A 17,009-nucleotide genomic window follows, 5' to 3' on the forward strand; every position below is an offset into this window, starting at 1 on the left:
GCCTTGTATGGTGTTTCTATCTATTAGGAAGGGCTATCTGGGTGCATCAAATGTCAGTCGCTCACCTGGGCAATTTTCGCCCACAGGCTCATCGCCTCCGCGCGCAGTTCTCGATGATGGTTGGAGGTGATGTCGTGGCGCGGGATGTGAAACAGGTTGGCGATCGGATCGTGGAAGGAGACGAAGCATTGTAGATGTCGCCGTGATTTGAAGCGCTTCATGATCCGCTCTCGCCGCCGGACTGGCTGGTGAGAATTCTCCGCCCGATTATTCAACCCTTTGTGGGAGCGATGCTCTACACCCGGCATGATCTCTCGCTTTGCTGCGCCATAGGACCGTAGCGTGTCGGTGATAATTACACGGGGCGACTGTCCCTGGCTCTTCAAGAGCTTGCGCACCAGTCGCTTGGCGGCCTTTGCATTTCGCTGACTTTGCACGAGCAACGTCCAACACAAAACCGTCCTGGTCAACTGCGCGCCACAGCGAATGCTTCTTGCTGCGGATTGAAACAACGGCTTCATCGAGATGCCACTTGTCCCCAAGTCGACCGGATGAGCGACGACGGATCTCGTTGGCAAAGGTGCGGCCGAATTTCACCGCCCACAGCCGGACGGTCTGATGCGAGACAATGATCCCGCGGGCAGCCAGCAGGTCCTCGACTATTCGCAGGCTCAGAGGGGAAACGAAAATAAAGCCACACGGCCTGGGCAATGGCTTCTGCGGGAAAGCGTTGTCGGCGATAGAGCGGATCACGATCTGTCATGGCCCGTCATTCGCACATTAAATTCCAGATTCCGTTAAGTTGACGATGCCGTCCGGGGTGCGACAGAATATCAAGAGCCTCGAAGCGCAGGTCGGACGATGCCGGCAGCGACGGCGAAGGGTACGCGTGCAAGCCGTCTCCATATGGCCACGGTGACGTGCTTCGTTCACCTAATGGAGTCCGACCATACCGGTCGCGCCTAGAATTAGTAGGTTCATAATCTCATACTTTTCGGCAACGTTTTGGACATGAAAACACGCTCTGACCCGTGTGGGCCAGACTAAGTGGGGGGCGACCGAGACCGCCCCCCCTGCTCCTTCGGCCTCCCGTAGTCAGCGACCTGGGAGACGTAGCCCAAAGATCATAAATGCTAGACAACCTGATCGAGCGTCGGGTAGTCGGTGTAGCCACGGCTATCGCCGCCATAGAAGGTCGCCTCGTCGGGAAGATTGAGCACAGCATCTACTTTCAGACGGGCAACCAGATCGGGATTGGCAAGGAACAATGCCCCGAGCGCAACGCCATCAGCGAGGTTCTCTTTCAAGATTGGAGAGATCACCTCGGTAGAGGTAGGCCAGGACCGCGTATCCTTATGCGGATTCAGGATGAACGCCCCCTGCCACAAGGCGCGGATCTGCTGCGTCATGTCACGGTTATTGGCTTCCATCATGTGAAGATAAGCTAGATCACACGACAAACTAGGGACCAATGCGCGATAGATCGCATCCGTATCGCCTTCGGCAATGTCGTTATAGGAGTTTGCGGGCGATATTCTTACCCCCACGCGGCCTGCCCCGATGGCCTCGGCGCAGGCCGCAATTGTCTGCTGGGCGAAACGAATACGATTTTCGACAGGCCCGCCAAACTGATCAATGCGATGGTTGGTGTTTTGCGACAGGAACTGATGGATTAGAAAACCGTTGCCGGCGTGTACCTCGATCCCGTCGAACCCCGCTTCAATCGCCAGTCTGGCCGCGTTTGACGTGATCGGCAATGGCCTGTTCGATATCGGCCACTGTCATCTCTTGCGGCAGAGGGTAAGGCTTCATCCCGCCCGGCGTATAGGCCTCTCCGACCGCAGCAACCGCCGAAGGCGCAATCGAACGATGCGCGGACGGATAGAGGTCGGGATGCCCGATTCGCCCCGCATGCATGAGTTGGGCGACGATCTTGCCTCCTTTATCATGCACGGCTTTGGTTGCAGGCTTCCAGCTTGCCGCTTGTTCATTGGTGAAAAGACCGGGCGCATTTGCGAACCCCTGCCCGACCTGACAGGGATGCATCCCTTCGCTGACAATCAGACCAGCACTTGCCCGCTGGCCATAGTATTTTGCCATTAGCGCGGTCGCATGACCTTGCGCCGTAGCGCGATTTCGTGACATCGGAGCCATAACAAGGCGGTTGGCGACGCGAATGGCGCCATAAGCTGTAGATTGGAAAGTAAGATCCGTTATCATCTGATATATCTTTTTCATGAGTTGACTGATTGAAAGATCGCGTTCCGCTGCGGCGCGATTTCCGCAAGTGCTACGGCGATATCTCCGGCGGTTTGTGCCGTGCTCACCAGCACCGCGGCATTGGCGCGCGAGGTCTTACCGTGAGTGGCCGTGTCCAGCGCGCGCATGATGAATTTGGTCAGGCCCGGTCCGACCGGGCGGCCCTCTGCCAAAGCGTCCGCTACTTCGGACTGGAACTTCAGTGTCAGCCCGTGATCCAGGGAAAACTGTTTCATTCATACCTCCGGTAAGGTGTAGCAGGGACGACGCAGTAACCTTTCAGCGCTTGCCACGATGCGCGGCAAGGCAACCTTTGCGTTCCAGTCGTCTGGCGCGACAGGCTCCAGCGCGATGGAAACGGCCGAAATCGGCACGTCGAGGCTGTCGCATAGCGCTTGAGTCAGAGCAGCATCGAGACGCGCACGCTGGGCGTCGCTGAGGGGGCGGTCGAAATAAGGGAGATCGATATGTGGCAAGGTCTAATCCTGAAAAGCTGAGGTAATCGAAGCAGCCTGCTGGCTGGCCGCGTGTTGGATGAGCCGTGCCAGATCGGCCGCGTAGGGCCGCTGGAGCACCTGATAATGGTTCTGTGGCATTGTCAGAGTGTCACGAGGCGGGCAGCAACGCCGGTGGCCTGCTCAAGGAAGGAATAGTCATCCCCCTTCGCTTTGATGACCGTCATCGGGGCGTTGATCCGGCGTCCGAGCAGTTCGGCAAATGTATATTCGAACTGGTAGGTCGTGCGGACGATCCCGATGATCCGCGCTGCCATTTCCCGCGGCATCTCGGGCTGTTCCGCCCAAAGACGGTCAAGGAAGGTCGGCTCGCTATTGCAATAGCCAGATACGGCGGGTTCGTGCAATATCAATCTGACCGGCAAATACCGAGAGCAGGATCGCCATATAGGCTGCGTCGCCCAAAGCCGCTTGTCGTGGGCGCGAGAGCGCCTTGTTGGTCGGATCGAGCGCGGCAAGCTCGGGCGGAAGCGAGGGATTGCCTGGGCAGACTAGAACCAGTTGGTCCACTTCGAACCCCTGCTGTGCCGCCTCGAACGCCACTTGCGCGCCAAAGGAATATCCCCACAGCGTCACCGGCCCCTCGGGGTGGCGGGCCAGAAGTTCGGCAATATCGTCGCGCGCCATTTCGGCAATCGTTGCAGCGGGGGTCTCGCCTTCATTCAGCCCTTGGTGTTTGATCCCGGACTTTAATGGTGCATTATTTTCCCTCGAATGGAAGGAAGCACTATGGGCCAGGTTCTACACGGTCGCGCCACAACGACAGAGGCAATCCGTCGAGCAATACAAAATAGTCAAGAGAGCCTGAGAGCGCTCTCAAAGCGGTATGGGATCAACCCGAAGACCGTTGCCAAGTGGAAGAAGCGCACATCGGTTGCCGATTTGGCGACCGGGCCGAAGGAACCGCATTCGACAGTCTTGAGCCTTGAGGAGGAGGCCGTGATTGTCGCCTTCCGCAGGCACACGCTTCTACCTTTGGATGATTGCCTTTATGCCCTTCAGCCAACAATCCCGCATCTGACGCGCTCGTCCTTACATCGATGCCTACAGCGCCATGACATTTCACGACTGCCGGAAGTCGAGGGCGACAAGGAGCCAAAAAAGAAGTTCAAGAGTTACCCCATTGGCTACTTTCACATCGATATCGCTGAAGTCCAGACCGCTGAGGGCAAGCTCTATCTGTTTGTGGCCATTGATAGAACGTCCAAGTTTGCCTTCGTCGAGCTTTACGCCAAAGCCGGAAAGATGAATGCAGCCCAATTCCTGCGCAATCTGGTCAAGGCTGTGCCCTATGCCATCCATACGGTTCTGACGGACAACGGCATTCAGTTCACCAATCGGGCCTGCGATCTCTACGCCTTCCATCACATCTTCGACCGGGTCTGTGACGAGAAGAATATCGAACACCGGCTGACAAAGGTGAAGCATCCTTGGACCAATGGGCAGGTCGAGCGAATGAACCGGACGATCAAGGAAGCGACCGTCAAGCGTTTCTACTACGACAATCACGACCAACTCAAAAGGCATCTCGCCGACTTCATTGATGCCTATAATTTCGGGCGAAGGCTCAAGACCCTAAAAGGCCTCACGCCCTACGAATTCATTTGTAAACGATGGACTTTGGTGCCGGATCGTTTCATCATTGATCCGATCCATCAAATGCCGGGACTAAACACCTAGAGGATCGAACTGTAGACCGCGCAAATATTGACAGATACGATTAGAACATTTAGTGAACATCGTATGAAAAAGTCACTCAAAGAACGCCTCGCCATTCTGTCGGATGCCGCAAAATACGATGCGTCTTGCGCCTCCAGCGGAACGACAAAGCGGAACGCGGCAGCCGCAGGCGGGCTGGGATCGACGGAGGGCTCCGGGATCTGCCATGCCTATGCGCCGGACGGGCGATGCATTTCTCTCCTTAAAATCCTGATGACGAATTTCTGTATTTACGACTGTGCGTATTGCATCAACCGATCGTCCAGCAATGTTGAGCGAGCACGGTTTTCAGTCGAGGACGTCATCTGGCTGACACTCGAATTCTATCGCCGCAATTACATCGAGGGTCTCTTTCTGTCCTCTGGTATCATCCGCTCTTCCGATTACACAATGGAAGAGATGGTCCGCATCGCTCGCGAATTGCGCACGACACATAATTTCCATGGCTATATTCATCTCAAATCCATTCCCGAGGCATCGCCGCAACTGATTGAGGAGGCCGGGCTCTACGCCGATCGCCTTTCGATCAATATCGAATTGCCGACCGATGCGGGCATCGGGAAATTCGCCCCGGAAAAGCGGCCCGACAACATTCGCCAGTCGATGGGCAATTTGCGCTTGAAGATCGAAGAAATGGCCGACCCGACCCTACAGACCAAGCGGCGAAAGAGGTTCGCACCCGCCGGGCAAAGCACCCAGATGATCGTCGGCGCCGACGCTGCCGACGATGCGACCATCCTTGGCACCAGTGCGAGGCTCTATGGGAGCTATGGCTTGAAGCGTGTCTACTATTCCGCCTTCAGCCCGATCCCGGATTCGTCGAAAAACCTTCCGCTGATCAAGCCGCCGCTGATGCGGGAGCATCGACTGTATCAGGCAGACTGGCTCTACCGTTTCTACGGGTTCGACATCGCAGAGATCACGGCGGCACGGCCAGACGGCATGCTCGATCTCGACCTCGATCCGAAACTGGCCTGGGCGCTTGGCCATCGGGATCGATTTCCAGTCGACATCAATCTCGCCGACAAGGAAGCGCTTCTGCGTGTGCCTGGCTTCGGCACAAAGACCGTCACATCCATTCTCTCAACACGGCGGTTCAAGCGGCTGCGGCTCGAGGATATCGGGCGTCTTGGCGTGTCCCTCAAAAAAGTCCAGCCATTCATCATTGCTGAGGGCTGGACGCCGCATCGCTTGATCGATCGCGCCGACCTGCGGGCGATGTTCATGCCGAAGCCCGAACAATTATCGTTATTATGACTGAGACCTGCTTTCTCGAAGGTCGCGGTGATCTGTCTGAATGGCGCGAGGCGGCGCGACGATGCCTACAGGCCGGGATCGAACCAAAGGCAATCGACTGGCGGCTTATCGGTGATGAACAGGGGCTGTTTGGTGCTGATGCAAGCCAATCCAAAGAGGGCAGCACGCCAAGCCCGGCAGAACCCACAGGTGGAACGGCGCAGATGTCCGTCCCGGCAGCCTTCCTTCAGCTTGGAGAAGCCGTTGTGTGTCATTCCGATCCCGGCCGCTTCGCCTTGCTGTATCGCCTTCTCTTTCGGTTGAGGCAGGAAAGGCACCTTCTTGAGGTGAAGACAGATGCCGATGTGGCGCTGGCGTACCGGATGCAGAAATCCGTGGGGCGCGATTATCATAAGATGACCGCCTTCCTGCGCTTCAAGGAAGTGCCACTGCCTGTCGGTGTTGCAGGCCGTCGGCGCTTTGTCGCCTGGTTTGAGCCTGACCACTTTATCGTCGCGCGTGTCGCGCCGTTTTTCCAACGTCGGTTCAATGACATGGACTGGATTATTTTGACGCCCCACGGGTCCGCGTCCTGGGATGGCCAGACACTTCTGACGTCGACCGAACCGGCGGTAAAGCCCGATATACGCGATGAAACCGACGATCTCTGGCGCATATATTATGCATCCATCTTCAATCCCGCCCGCTTGAAGGTGAAGATGATGATGACGGAGATGCCGAAGAAATATTGGAAGAACCTGCCGGAGGCAGAGCTTATTCCCGGCCTGATCGCCGGGGCGGAAGCCAAGCTGATCGATATGGCGCACCGACAAGCCAGCGAGCCGCTCCCTTTCCATCATCGCCTCCAGGACGCCGCCGCGCGTGTGCCCGCAGCGCCAGCCGCCGACGCGGACACGATAGACGCGCTACGCCAGGAAGCGCGACGCTGCAATCGATGTGATCTCTCCTGCCGGGCAACACAGACCGTGTTCGGCGAAGGGCCTGTCGATGCAAAGGTCATGATCGTTGGAGAGCAGCCGGGGGACCAGGAGGATCTCGCAGGCAGGCCGTTCGTCGGACCGGCGGGCCGCGTGTTCGACGAGGCTCTGGCGCAGGCAGGCCTGGACCGGCGGGCGCTCTACGTCACCAACGCGGTGAAGCATTTCAAGTATGAGCCACGGGGAAAGCGCCGTATCCATCAGCGCCCGAATATCGCAGAGGTGCAGCAATGCAGGTGGTGGCTCACCAAAGAGATCGATATGGTGAAACCGAAACTGATTGTCGCCATGGGCGCAATTGCGCTGTTTTCGCTCACCGATCGAAAGGACCGTTTGGAGGATGTCCGCAGCCGGCCAATTGTCATGGACGAGACGCGACATCTATTCGTCACCGTTCATCCGTCCTACCTGCTGCGTATTCCAGACGAGATCAAGAGAAACGAAGAACTCGCGCGCTTTCGAGACGATATAAGCCAGATCGGTAGGCTTGTTGCATAAGGGCAAAAGCCCCTCAAACTCATCGGTCGGTGGCTCAGGTCAGGTTGTTTCAATCCGCGGCAAGAAGGATTGGCTGTAGCACTCAGTTGACCAGGACGGTTTTGTGTTGGACGTTGCTCGTGCAAAGTCAGCGAAATGCAAAGGCCGCCAAGCGACTGGTGCGCAAGCTCTTGAAGAGCCAGGGACAGTCGCCCCGTGTAATTATCACCGACACGCTACGGTCCTATGGCGCAGCAAAGCGAGAGATCATGCCGGGTGTAGAGCATCGCTCCCACAAAGGGTTGAATAATCGGGCGGAGAATTCTCACCAGCCAGTCCGGCGGCGAGAGCGGATCATGAAGCGCTTCAAATCACGGCGACATCTACAATGCTTCGTCTCCTTCCACGATCCGATCGCCAACCTGTTTCACATCCCGCGCCACGACATCACCTCCAACCATCATCGAGAACTGCGCGCAGAGGCGATGAGACTGTGGGCGAAAATTGCTCGAGCATGAAAGATATCCGCGGATAGCGTCTTTCGCGGGCCCCTTCGTCCATTAATTTTACGATGCCAGTTATTGAGCGCCCGAAAGCTTTCGTTTTGCAACAAGGGGAACTATTTTTACACCTCATGATCAAAATTAATTTTCTTAATATCAAAATTGCTTTTCTTGGTGGGAGATTTACTAGCGAAAGACGTACGCCACATGGATGTATTAATCTGCATTATCCTCCTTGGGCCGGTTTGCTTGATAATTGCTTCCGAAATGCCGAGCCCAAGCCGAAGAAACTCACCTGTGGCTGCGACAGATAGACCGAAACCAGGACCAGCACGCCGCCGCCAAACTGAATCCAAGTCAGTGTCTGTCCCAGAAAGACCGCCCCCAAAATGGCCGCTGTCAGCGGGCTGAGAAGCGAAAGAAACGACACGGTCAAGGCAGGCAGACGCGCGATCCCGGAACCAAAGCGCATAGGTCACGAGCGCGCCCAGCAGGCTGAGATAGCTGAGTCCGCCGATATTCCGCAGCGTGAGCGTTTCGGGAAAGGACTCAGTCATCAACGCGAAGGGCACCAGAGCCAAGCCGCCAAAGGTCAGCTGCCAGCCGGTCAGCGCCAGCAGCGACATATTGTCGGGGCGACCGAATTTCTTGGCCAATACCATCCCCGTCGCCATCGAGAACGCCCCGGCCAGACCCGCGGTCACTCCTTGGGTATTGAGCATGACATCGGAACGCAGCGCGACAAGCGCCACCCCCAACGCCGCGCAAAGGCACGCCAGAATCTGCGTCGCGCGCACCGGGTTGCGAAATAAAATCGCGCTGTAAATGAGAACGATAACCGGCTGAATCGACATCAGCAGCGCCGCAATCCCGCCGGGCAGATGATAAGCCGCCAGAAACAAGAAGTAAAAGAAAGCGCCAATATTCAGCACCCCCAGAAGCGCCGCGCGCCACCACCAGTGGCCCTGCAACATTTTCCTTTGCAGCAACACCAGAATAAGCCCTGCGGGCAAAGCACGTAAAACGGCCGCGGTCAGCGGAATACCGGGCGGCAGGAATTGGGTTGTCACAAGATAGGTGCTGCCCCAAACGAGCGGAACCAACGCTGTGATTAACAGATCAAACCGCTGCCTCGACTTGTTGTCCATTTTGCCCTCCAGAACTGATTGTGCCGAAATAACGATCCCCGAAATCTCCAATCCCTGGGATCATGAACGCCTCCTGGTTTAGTTGCTGCTCGATCGATGAACTCACGATGGTCACATGCGGATAGCGCGCGCTGACACGCTTGACCCCTTCAGGGGAGGCGAGAATATTGGCAAAGACGACATGCTGTTCCTGCACGCCCTTCTTCAGCAATTCCGAGATAGCCATCAGCGCTGAGCCACCGGTCGCCAGCATGGGCTCCATCACAATCACATGGCGCTGTGCGATATCTTCGGGCAGCGCGCTGTAAAATAGTCTTGGTTGTTTGGTGATCTTGTCGCGCTGGATCAGGATCTTGCCGATAGGAATGGCGGGCAGCATCTTGGACAATTCGAATTCCATGCTTTCTCCTGCGCGCACAATCGAAACGGCGCAAAGGGGCGCATCCAGCGCGGTACCCAGATAGGTCGCCCCGAAAGGGGTTTGCACTGATCGATCACAGTAGGGCAACTGGTCAAGACAAAGCTCGAGCACATTGCGGATCACGCAATTGGCGTTGGCGACGAAAGTCTCGCGGGGCGCGGTCGCGCGGCGCATCTCTGCATGAAGCGCCCGCAATCTCTGCGTTTGGGGAAGTTCGATCAAAGGCATGGCGGCGCTCTACTGGGTAACCTGGAGCGAAAGTTCGGAAAATGCCCTTTTGGCTTCGGCACAGAAGGCCCGCACCTTTTCCGCGCATTTGCGCTTGTCCACTCCTTCCAGCAAGGAATGCGCGTCCACTGCTGCTGGGCGCACCGCAAGGATCGCGTCATACACATTGTCCGGCGATAGACCGCCCGCCATCATCAAGGGCTTGGGGGAGTAGCGGGCCAATTCCGCGCTCACATTCCAGTCATGAGTCAGACCGGTCGCGCCCTTCGCACCGGTTTTCGGATCGAACGTGTCGGTGATATACATATCGACATACTCAGCGCTATCGTCGATCAATTTGCGCAGTTCCGGCAGGTTGTCGGCAGACACAACCAGACTTTTGAGTAGGTAAAGATCCGGCCGATCGGAACGCAGCTTGACAAGCTCCGGCATCGGAATGTCGCCATGAATCTGCACCGCATCCAGACCGAGCTGGTCGCAAAATTGCGATACCTCGTCGGCGGTCGTCATGTAGCTGATGAGAACCGCGCGCTGCGGCGTCTTGAGGCCTTTGATGATTGTCGTAGAGTCAGCTTCAGAAATATCGTCTTTCCCCGACGGGAGGCGCAGAGGAAATCCGATCCAGTCCGCGCCCTTTTCAAAGCAGAGCTTCGCCTCTTCGGCATCAATAATGCCGGCAACCTGAACAATATTTTGCATCCATTGGTCCATTCATATGAGTCGGTTTCGTGCAACGCGGTGGACAAGATGGCCAAACGGAACGGCGCAGAAGATCGCTTTTGGTAACAACCGACGTAACTGGGGTTTGATGTCGAGGGAGGGGCATGTCACTGAACGTGGTGTAGCTCCGCGACTAGGGTCAGAACAAGACTAGGGGGAAATCGTAGGCTAACCGAATCCCCTCATATTTCCGCAGCTTGTCGGTTGAAGAACATTAAGTTCTGGGCGAAGAACGATTATGGACCCGGTTTTGCGAACGGAAATCGAGGGCTATCATCATTTACCCGGCTAAACGTATGATTTCGCACTAATCCTGTTTCAACCCCATGTAACGCCGCGCGGCTTTGCCGGACCGAACCTGCTGGCGATGATTCTCTTCGAGAAGTTCGCTCAAGACCAACCGCTCAATCGCCAGATCGAACACTATGCCCGCGAGGGCATCGACCTCAGCTTATCGACGTTGGTCGACAAGGTTGGTGCTTGTGCCGCGGCGTTGAAGCCCTCCATTCGTTGATCAAGGCATACGTTCTGGCCGCTGATCGGCTACATGGCGACGACACGACCGTGCCGATCCTGCATAATCCCTTGAATCCGAATTGATTTAAGGGATTATGCAGTAGATTTAAAGTGTTACAGCGTCCTTTGTGCGTTTTATAAAACGCGCGACGCTGTAAGATTGTCGGGCATGTTTACCCTCTTCGATCCGGCAGCTTTTCCTTTTTGCTGATCACACCCAGCAACAGGCAGACCAGATGGAGCGCCGGAGCGCCTGCTTTTGAGAAAGCGATTTTCTGGAGTGTCGGCCATTTCTTGGCAATCGGAAGCTGTTTGGCGCTGACATGCACCGTGGCGTCCGCCAGCCCAGCCGGATCAACGCGCCGCTTGATCTGTCGCATCCATGCGGTAACGTTGCTGTAGCGCGGACCGAACAGTTCAATCAATGGTCCCGCCATAAAACCCATCAGTCCGAGCCTTGGGTTGCGGTCCACCATATCAAGGTGTTTGAGGAAACCTTTCCAACCCGCTCCGATGCCTTTCACTGTACCGGCCTGCGATGCAAGAATGTTTTCCGTCCACAATTGCCGGCTCTCGGTTGGCCAGACCCAGCAGCCTTCCTTGCCGTCGGCTGCGAAATTGCGGCCAGGCATGCGATCTTTTGCCATAATATCCTCGCTGGCCTTGATCACGTCCGGCAGCAGGTTAAAGGTCTCCATGACGCCGAAGCTGGTGCCGCCAGAACCGGCACCACGGAAGACGCGGCTGAGTAAAGCGACGTCACCAGCGTGCGCAGCAACACTTCCGCATCCTTCTGCTCAATCGGAATCATCCGCCCGCCGGTGCTCGCGACGATATGCTGCACCGTTTTCTCCTGATAGGCCGTGTGCCCCGGGGAATGGCCGATGGTCAGGATTTGCCAGCTAAACCGGTTTTCGGGACGGGCGCATTCCGGCAAGTCGCCCGCCTCGCGGCGGCGCGCATATTCGGCATTGGTCGCCGTCAGCGTCCAGCCGATATGGTTTGGCGGCATACGGAGCAGTGCGAAGGCAACGCCTGTGCGGTTCAGGCGAAAGCTGGCGTCGCGCATCTGCTCAATCGTGTCCCATACGGGCAGGAACAGGCGCATGTTTGGCTCCATTGCCATACCACGCATTGGGCTTTGCCCTGTCAGGGTCAAATGCTTAGGTCCGGCCCACGGATAAAGCTTGTAGCCAATACGGGTGAACACACCGAGACCACCATTTGCGCCAATGAGACCGCGGATCATGCCGCGCAAACCCGGCCCCGGTCCCTCCTCGCTGAACCAGTCATCATCGCCACCAAGAGAGCCCATGCGAACGATGTCTCCCTGTGGCGTAACCCATTCTATGCCCAGGATATTGCGGAAATTGGCACCAGTACTGGCACCGGTAATGCCAACCCCGAGAAAGGACGTGGCCGAGGCCAGCGGCGAATGCGACGGCCCCGCCCCGACAATATGGCAGTTGAGCCCCACTTTCATGGCCTCCGCTTGCAATCGGCCCGCTGTGACATAAGGCTCGATCACCGCCATCTGGTTTGCGGCATCCATCTTGATCAGACGATTCATACGGCACAGGTCCATCACCACCACATTTTCGCTGGCGCTGAGATAGGTTCCACCATTGCCGGAACTTAACGGACGAAAAGACAGCCCGCGGGCGAGACAGCATTTGATGATGGCGGCCACATCTTCTGCCGAGCCCGGCATAACCACGGCAATCGGCCAATTTTTCAGAAATTTCGGCCCCGGCATCGAACCGACGCCACCATTCCAGGCATAACTGGCAATAAAGCTCGGATCATTGGTGGCATTGGCTTCACCAACAATGGATTGAAGCGCTTGCAAAACTTCGTTGCGATCATGAGCCATGGTCACTCTCCAGCCTTATGGGATGCGTCGGGGGCGGATGCGGTCTGTCGGGCATGGAGATATTCGACCAATCCATAAACCCGGATCGAAGACCCTTCCTCCTGCGCCACTTCTTTCATGTGGCTGCTGCACGCTGTGCAACTGGTCACGAGGAACTCTGCCCCGGTGCTCTCGGCTTCCTGTAACCGGTTGCGGGCCGCCGCGCGGGCAAAATCGGGGCTTGCCTGTTTGCCGCCACCGCCTGCACCGCAGCAGAAGGCGAATTCCCGAATGCGCTCCATTTCAACAATCTCGGCATCCACAGCCCGCAGCACTTGCCGGGGCTCTTCATAAACTCCATTGACCCCAAGGTAGAGCTCCCCTTCCGGCGCACGCATCGGAATGGAATTATAGGCCATCACTATTTCGCCCTCCCACGGATGGCGCTCTTCGCCCAGCCGCCCAAGGCGACAGGAATCGTGATAGGTGACAGTGTCGCGCTTCTGACCAGCGGCCACGGTGACGGGATTTTCGGCCAGCCACTGCGCGATATGAATGACTTTGATGCTGCCAAGTGAAACACCAAGGCGCGGGTAGATATTGCGAAAAGCGGAAAAGGCGTCATCGCTATAGACGATGAGTGTGCCTGCCCCACTCTTGCCGAGCCAGGCAAGGGTTTGCTGTGCCAGATCCGCAGCAAGATCCTGATCGCCGATATCATAGGCAAGACCGCCACTATCCGGCTCGTCCACACCACCAATGACGAAATCCACATCACGCTGCTGAAGCTCGGAAGCCATATGGCGGATAAAAGGCCATTCGTCGCGATCGAAAGCCGCATCGCCAACATGGAAGAGAACCGGTGCCTGATCTGTTTTGGTCTGCTTCAGGTTCAGGCCAGAGACCCATTCACCGCGCATTGAGGCGGGCAGCCCTCTTGCATTCCCCAGTGCGCGCAGATGAGCGAGCATTTCGCGCAATGGCTCTGGTGCATGCCCGTCTGCCGTCACCTTCCGGCGCAGCGCATAGAGCGAATCGAGCGGCTCGACGAAATCGGCAAACAATGTCTTGCAGCTGGTATCGCAGCCACCGCACATGGAACAGGAATAGACATTCTGAATGAAGTCCGGCGTGTATTCGACACGATTATGCAACAGTGCATAGGCCGCAATGAGCTTGCCGCCTGCCGTGTGCGAAAAGAATTTGCCGTGCTGAACGCTGGGACAGATTTCTGCAAAATCCTGACTGCGCACTTCCGGCACCCATTTGCAAAACGTGCAGCGCGTGCAGGTGCCAAGTTTGTCGTGAAGCTTTTCGAGGGTTGGGCTGATAGGGGTCATTAGAAGCAAAGCCTCCCTGGATTGAGAATATGGTCCGGATCGAAGATGGATTTCGTTTCGCGCAGCAATGGCTTGACGGTGGGATTGCGGGCAAAGGCCATCTCGGCCCATGCTCCATAGGGCCGGCTGAAAAAGCCGCCAGCCGCGCTACAGGCTTTGGCCAGCTCATCCGCAAGCGCATTGGCTGCCGATATCTGCTCTATTGATGCCGGATCAAAGGGCAGCACAAATTCCACATGACAGTTGCGGCCATGCAGGCGCGGCTGGACGTAAATCGCAAGATTTGCACCCACCCGTTCCCGTGCCAGCGCTATGAACTGCTCTGCACGGTCCATTTGGCTGATAAAAAACACGCTGCGATGGCCACCCGCGATGCGGTCCTTGTAGTTGCTGGCAGGTGGATTGGCTTGTAGCTCCGCAATCCGGCTGGCGGAATGCCCGGCCAGATCCGGGCTTGCCACCAGTCCTGCATCCGCACAGAGCTGGGTGACATCGGCCAGCTGATAGGCAATCTTGTCATCGGGAAAATCGCAAGACGCGGTCAGCTGGATATAGAGCGTGAAAGCTGGCAGGCGTGCGGCAAGATTGGCAATGCGGTTCGGCTCACGCTCCAGCACGGAGGCAAGGTGCAGATTGCTGGTAATGAAACTTGCCATGCCGATACGCCGCCGATGCAGTTCTGCCGAGAGCCGTGCCAACGGAGCGATACTATCGGCTCCCACAAAGCGCGCCTCTTCGCGCACTGGCAGGCGCTCACACAAAATGGCCGCCCAATTGAGAATGGCAAGCGTGCCTTGCGAGCCTTGCACAACACGCAGAAAATCCGTGCCTGCTGGCCCCATGGCGGTAAGATAGCGCAAGCCCGCCTTCCAGTGTTCATCAAGGGTGCCGCTGATGGCCGCGCTGCCGGTGCGAAAGACATCGCCGGTGCCAAACACCAGCTGCGCACCGCCGAAGGGATCGAGCACGTCCCATTGCTCAGACGATTGCAGGTTGGGTTCGCGATCCAGATAGCTTGTCAGCACGGATTTTGACGCGCGTGGCAACAGCGGCTTGAAGGCGCGCAGCCCCTGAGGAGCAAGCAGCGCATCGATATTGCCGAAGGTAACACCCGGCTCGATCACCGCAACCGCATCCTGCTGATCGATCTGCAAGAGATGATTCATGCCACTCAGATCGACAAAAACGGTGGGCCGTTCTGCCGTTGCGCCGCGCAGCCGCGGGCCGCTACTGGAACTGAACGTGGTCAGGGCCGTGCCATTTTTCCGCGCCCAGCCGATAACGGCGACGATATCCTCCGTGCTGCGCGGTCGCACGACCGCCAGCGGCGGTGCCTCGCGGCCAGATGGATCTGCGGGCATATACGGTGCGAGGCTGGCCTCCTCGGCGTCAAGCCCAATCGCACGCAGGCTTTCCACCTCGGAACGCCGGATAAGTTTCTGCCGCACAGCGGCAAGGCTAGCAGTTGCTGCCATGGTGTGATGTCCTTATATTCTGGATGGGGTGTGGGTGTCTTCCCCGCAACGGGGAGTGACGGCAACCGCCGCAAAAAGTCTGGGTGTCGCGCCGGGCTGGGTCTGCTGATTTTTTCGCGCGCAGACAGGCTCCAGCGCCCCCGATAAAGGGTCGCTGCACATATGACTTACCTCCCATTTCAAGCCTATGGCCACTCTTTATAATTGTTGCCTCATGATAGGCACGCCCCTCAAATATCGTCAAGTAGCTTGACTATAAAATTATCAAACCACTTGTGGCGACTTGCCACCACCAGCGCTAAAGATGAAAAAGAAAATGCAACAGGGAGACCGTCAGCCTCACAAAGAAATGGCAGAACATATCCATTATATAACGACCCCGCCCACCTTAACATCTTGCAAATAAACGAGACCTGCGCACGGCTGCAGAAGAGGCCTCCAAGTGGGCCACACAACGATAGCTGCATAAACCCCTCGAAAAAGGGTCCGACAGCAACAGCAATGACAAGCAAACAAAGGGCAAATGTACGAATGAATTCGAAAACCCCTCCCTTACTTCCGCGCTTTCTGCGAGCGATCTACTGGTTTGACGAAGCGCTGAGAGCCTCACAGGAGTTGCAGGGACAGACACCAGTTACACGGGCGCAGGCCATGCTTTTGATCAATATTGCCCTTGGGGAGCGGCGTCCGACGCGCTTGGCGCGCACGATGGGCGTAACCAAGCAAGCCGTCAGCCTTATGCTGGCAGATCTTACTGCAGCGGGTTACATCTTTATCAAGCCGGACCCGGAAGATGCGCGCGCATCCGTGATCGAATTCAGCCCTCTAGGGCATATTGAACTGACGAACATATTCGCCGCTCTGGAGCACGTCGAAGACCATCTGGCAACCGTTATAGGCCAGGACAGAATGTCCGTCCTACGGGCGGCCCTGGGGATGGACTGGGGGGCGCCGCCCGCGCTTGGTTCCACCGAGAGCCGGGCAACTGAAGACAAGATCCAGAAAAATTGACGCGAGCCGTCTTCGTTGGATTAAAGCTTGCCTGGCAAAAGTGGAAGCCGGCTTCTCCGAAAGGATAACTCTACTGCACAATTCCTTAAATCGGAATCGATTGAAGGTGAAAATTATGCAGCAGATTTAAAGTGTTACAGCGTCCTTTGTGCGCTTTATAAAACGCACGGCGCTGTAGGAGCAGCACAGACTGTTTTTGCAAAGTAATTATCATAGTCAATCTAATTGACTATTTTCAAAATGGCGATATCTTCTCTGGGACACGTTTTTGCAACACACCAAAACCGTGTCTCTGGGAGGAGAAAAAATGGCTGTGTTTCTACGTTGTCAGGCCGCGCCCTTTGGCGCGGGCGCTGCGGCACTGTGCGCCCTATATGGCGCACAAAGGTTCGCTGTAGCGTTTTATATCTGCGGTGTGATTTCCACCTTCAATCGATTCCGATTTAAGGAATTATGCAGCGGACTTTTGATCTGTCGCACGGCCCATCTGTCCTGGAGCCCTGTTTTGTTGAAGATTGGCACGCGGTGGGCAGCGGTGCTCTGTCCGCCGCCGCATGTGTCGGCTCAGCCGTTGATTGGTGAGCTCTCCAC

17 protein-coding genes and 3 pseudogenes are annotated in these 17,009 nt (G+C 56.7%); 6 read left to right on the top strand and 14 right to left on the bottom strand.

Annotated elements, in window-relative coordinates; all coding sequences use genetic code 11:
- Window positions 1–53: 53 nt before the first annotated feature.
- From V6582_RS00325 to V6582_RS00355, 7 genes and pseudogenes are all read right to left on the bottom strand, one after another.
- A pseudogene (locus tag V6582_RS00325) lies at window positions 54–763 on the bottom strand (IS6 family transposase).
- A gap of 370 nt (window positions 764–1,133) precedes the next feature.
- Window positions 1,134–1,757 carry a hypothetical protein gene (locus V6582_RS00330; RefSeq protein ID WP_234889848.1) on the bottom strand — a complete coding sequence of 208 codons (624 nt, stop codon included), beginning with the start codon at window positions 1,755–1,757 and terminating at the stop codon, window positions 1,134–1,136.
- Window positions 1,720–2,220 (bottom strand): hypothetical protein, encoded by a 501-nt coding sequence (locus tag V6582_RS00335; RefSeq protein WP_234889847.1) that lies wholly within the window; start codon window positions 2,218–2,220, stop codon window positions 1,720–1,722. The genes V6582_RS00330 and V6582_RS00335 overlap by 38 nt, the downstream gene beginning before the upstream one ends.
- A 14-nt stretch (window positions 2,221–2,234) precedes the next feature.
- Window positions 2,235–2,495, bottom strand: a complete 261-nt coding sequence (locus tag V6582_RS00340) for a hypothetical protein (RefSeq protein ID WP_156634454.1) — start codon at window positions 2,493–2,495, stop codon at window positions 2,235–2,237.
- The gene (locus tag V6582_RS00345; protein WP_156634453.1) at window positions 2,496–2,735 is read right to left on the bottom strand and encodes a tautomerase family protein; all 240 of its coding nucleotides are present in this window, start codon (window positions 2,733–2,735) and stop codon (window positions 2,496–2,498) included.
- Between the two features lie 122 nt (window positions 2,736–2,857).
- Entirely contained in the window at window positions 2,858–3,043 is a 186-nt protein-coding gene (locus tag V6582_RS00350; RefSeq protein WP_156634452.1) for a hypothetical protein, read from the bottom strand.
- A gap of 43 nt (window positions 3,044–3,086) precedes the next feature.
- Window positions 3,087–3,512, bottom strand: coding sequence for an alpha/beta fold hydrolase (locus V6582_RS00355; protein ID WP_156634451.1), 426 nt, complete (start codon window positions 3,510–3,512; stop codon window positions 3,087–3,089).
- On the opposite strand from V6582_RS00355, the gene V6582_RS00360 reads away from it, so the two are divergent.
- The 4 genes and pseudogenes from V6582_RS00360 to V6582_RS00375 form a co-directional block, all read left to right on the top strand.
- On the top strand, window positions 3,504–4,454 hold the full coding sequence (locus V6582_RS00360) for an IS481 family transposase (protein ID WP_349508861.1): 951 nt from the start codon (window positions 3,504–3,506) through the stop codon (window positions 4,452–4,454). The genes V6582_RS00355 and V6582_RS00360 overlap by 9 nt on opposite strands.
- Window positions 4,455–4,517: 63 nt before the next feature.
- Window positions 4,518–5,750 carry a putative DNA modification/repair radical SAM protein gene (locus V6582_RS00365; RefSeq protein WP_156634816.1) on the top strand — a complete coding sequence of 411 codons (1,233 nt, stop codon included), beginning with the start codon at window positions 4,518–4,520 and terminating at the stop codon, window positions 5,748–5,750.
- Window positions 5,747–7,225, top strand: coding sequence for a UdgX family uracil-DNA binding protein (locus tag V6582_RS00370; protein WP_156634817.1), 1,479 nt, complete (start codon window positions 5,747–5,749; stop codon window positions 7,223–7,225). The genes V6582_RS00365 and V6582_RS00370 overlap by 4 nt, the downstream gene beginning before the upstream one ends.
- Before the next feature lie 43 nt (window positions 7,226–7,268).
- Window positions 7,269–7,722, top strand: a pseudogene (locus tag V6582_RS00375) (IS6 family transposase); the annotation flags it as partial.
- Between the two features lie 107 nt (window positions 7,723–7,829).
- On the opposite strand, the gene V6582_RS00380 reads toward V6582_RS00375, so the two are convergent.
- Genes V6582_RS00380 through V6582_RS00390 form a run of 3 tightly spaced genes read right to left on the bottom strand, consistent with a single transcriptional unit; the run spans window position 7,830 to window position 10,203 of the window.
- Entirely contained in the window at window positions 7,830–8,855 is a 1,026-nt protein-coding gene (locus tag V6582_RS00380; RefSeq protein ID WP_349508862.1) for an EamA family transporter, read from the bottom strand.
- Window positions 8,827–9,504, bottom strand: a complete 678-nt coding sequence (upp, locus tag V6582_RS00385; RefSeq protein WP_197434523.1) for a uracil phosphoribosyltransferase — start codon at window positions 9,502–9,504, stop codon at window positions 8,827–8,829. The genes V6582_RS00380 and upp overlap by 29 nt, the downstream gene beginning before the upstream one ends.
- Before the next feature lie 9 nt (window positions 9,505–9,513).
- Window positions 9,514–10,203, bottom strand: coding sequence for a phosphoribosylanthranilate isomerase (locus tag V6582_RS00390; protein ID WP_156634824.1), 690 nt, complete (start codon window positions 10,201–10,203; stop codon window positions 9,514–9,516).
- Window positions 10,204–10,549: 346 nt separating this feature from the next.
- On the opposite strand from V6582_RS00390, the pseudogene V6582_RS00395 reads away from it, so the two are divergent.
- Window positions 10,550–10,800 (top strand): annotated as a pseudogene (locus V6582_RS00395) (IS66 family transposase); the annotation flags it as partial.
- Window positions 10,801–10,913: 113 nt separating this feature from the next.
- Here V6582_RS00395 and V6582_RS00400 read toward each other — a convergent pair.
- Genes V6582_RS00400 through V6582_RS00415 form a run of 4 tightly spaced genes read right to left on the bottom strand, consistent with a single transcriptional unit; the run spans window position 10,914 to window position 15,407 of the window.
- On the bottom strand, window positions 10,914–11,438 hold the full coding sequence (locus V6582_RS00400; RefSeq protein WP_197434525.1) for a hypothetical protein: 525 nt from the start codon (window positions 11,436–11,438) through the stop codon (window positions 10,914–10,916).
- A complete protein-coding gene (locus V6582_RS00405) occupies window positions 11,408–12,613 on the bottom strand; it encodes an FAD-binding oxidoreductase (protein WP_197434526.1) in 1,206 nt (401 codons plus the stop codon). The genes V6582_RS00400 and V6582_RS00405 overlap by 31 nt, the downstream gene beginning before the upstream one ends.
- A 2-nt stretch (window positions 12,614–12,615) precedes the next feature.
- Window positions 12,616–13,932 (bottom strand): (Fe-S)-binding protein, encoded by a 1,317-nt coding sequence (locus V6582_RS00410; protein ID WP_156634818.1) that lies wholly within the window; start codon window positions 13,930–13,932, stop codon window positions 12,616–12,618.
- A complete protein-coding gene (locus V6582_RS00415; RefSeq protein ID WP_156634819.1) occupies window positions 13,932–15,407 on the bottom strand; it encodes an FAD-binding oxidoreductase in 1,476 nt (491 codons plus the stop codon). The genes V6582_RS00410 and V6582_RS00415 overlap by 1 nt, the downstream gene beginning before the upstream one ends.
- 531 nt (window positions 15,408–15,938) lie before the next feature.
- On the opposite strand from V6582_RS00415, the gene V6582_RS00420 reads away from it, so the two are divergent.
- Window positions 15,939–16,418, top strand: coding sequence for a MarR family winged helix-turn-helix transcriptional regulator (locus V6582_RS00420; RefSeq protein WP_156634820.1), 480 nt, complete (start codon window positions 15,939–15,941; stop codon window positions 16,416–16,418).
- Window positions 16,419–17,009: the final 591 nt, after the last annotated feature.

The sequence above is a fragment of the Agrobacterium vitis genome (genome assembly GCF_037039395.1).
GTDB classification, from domain to species: domain Bacteria; phylum Pseudomonadota; class Alphaproteobacteria; order Rhizobiales; family Rhizobiaceae; genus Allorhizobium; species Allorhizobium vitis_E.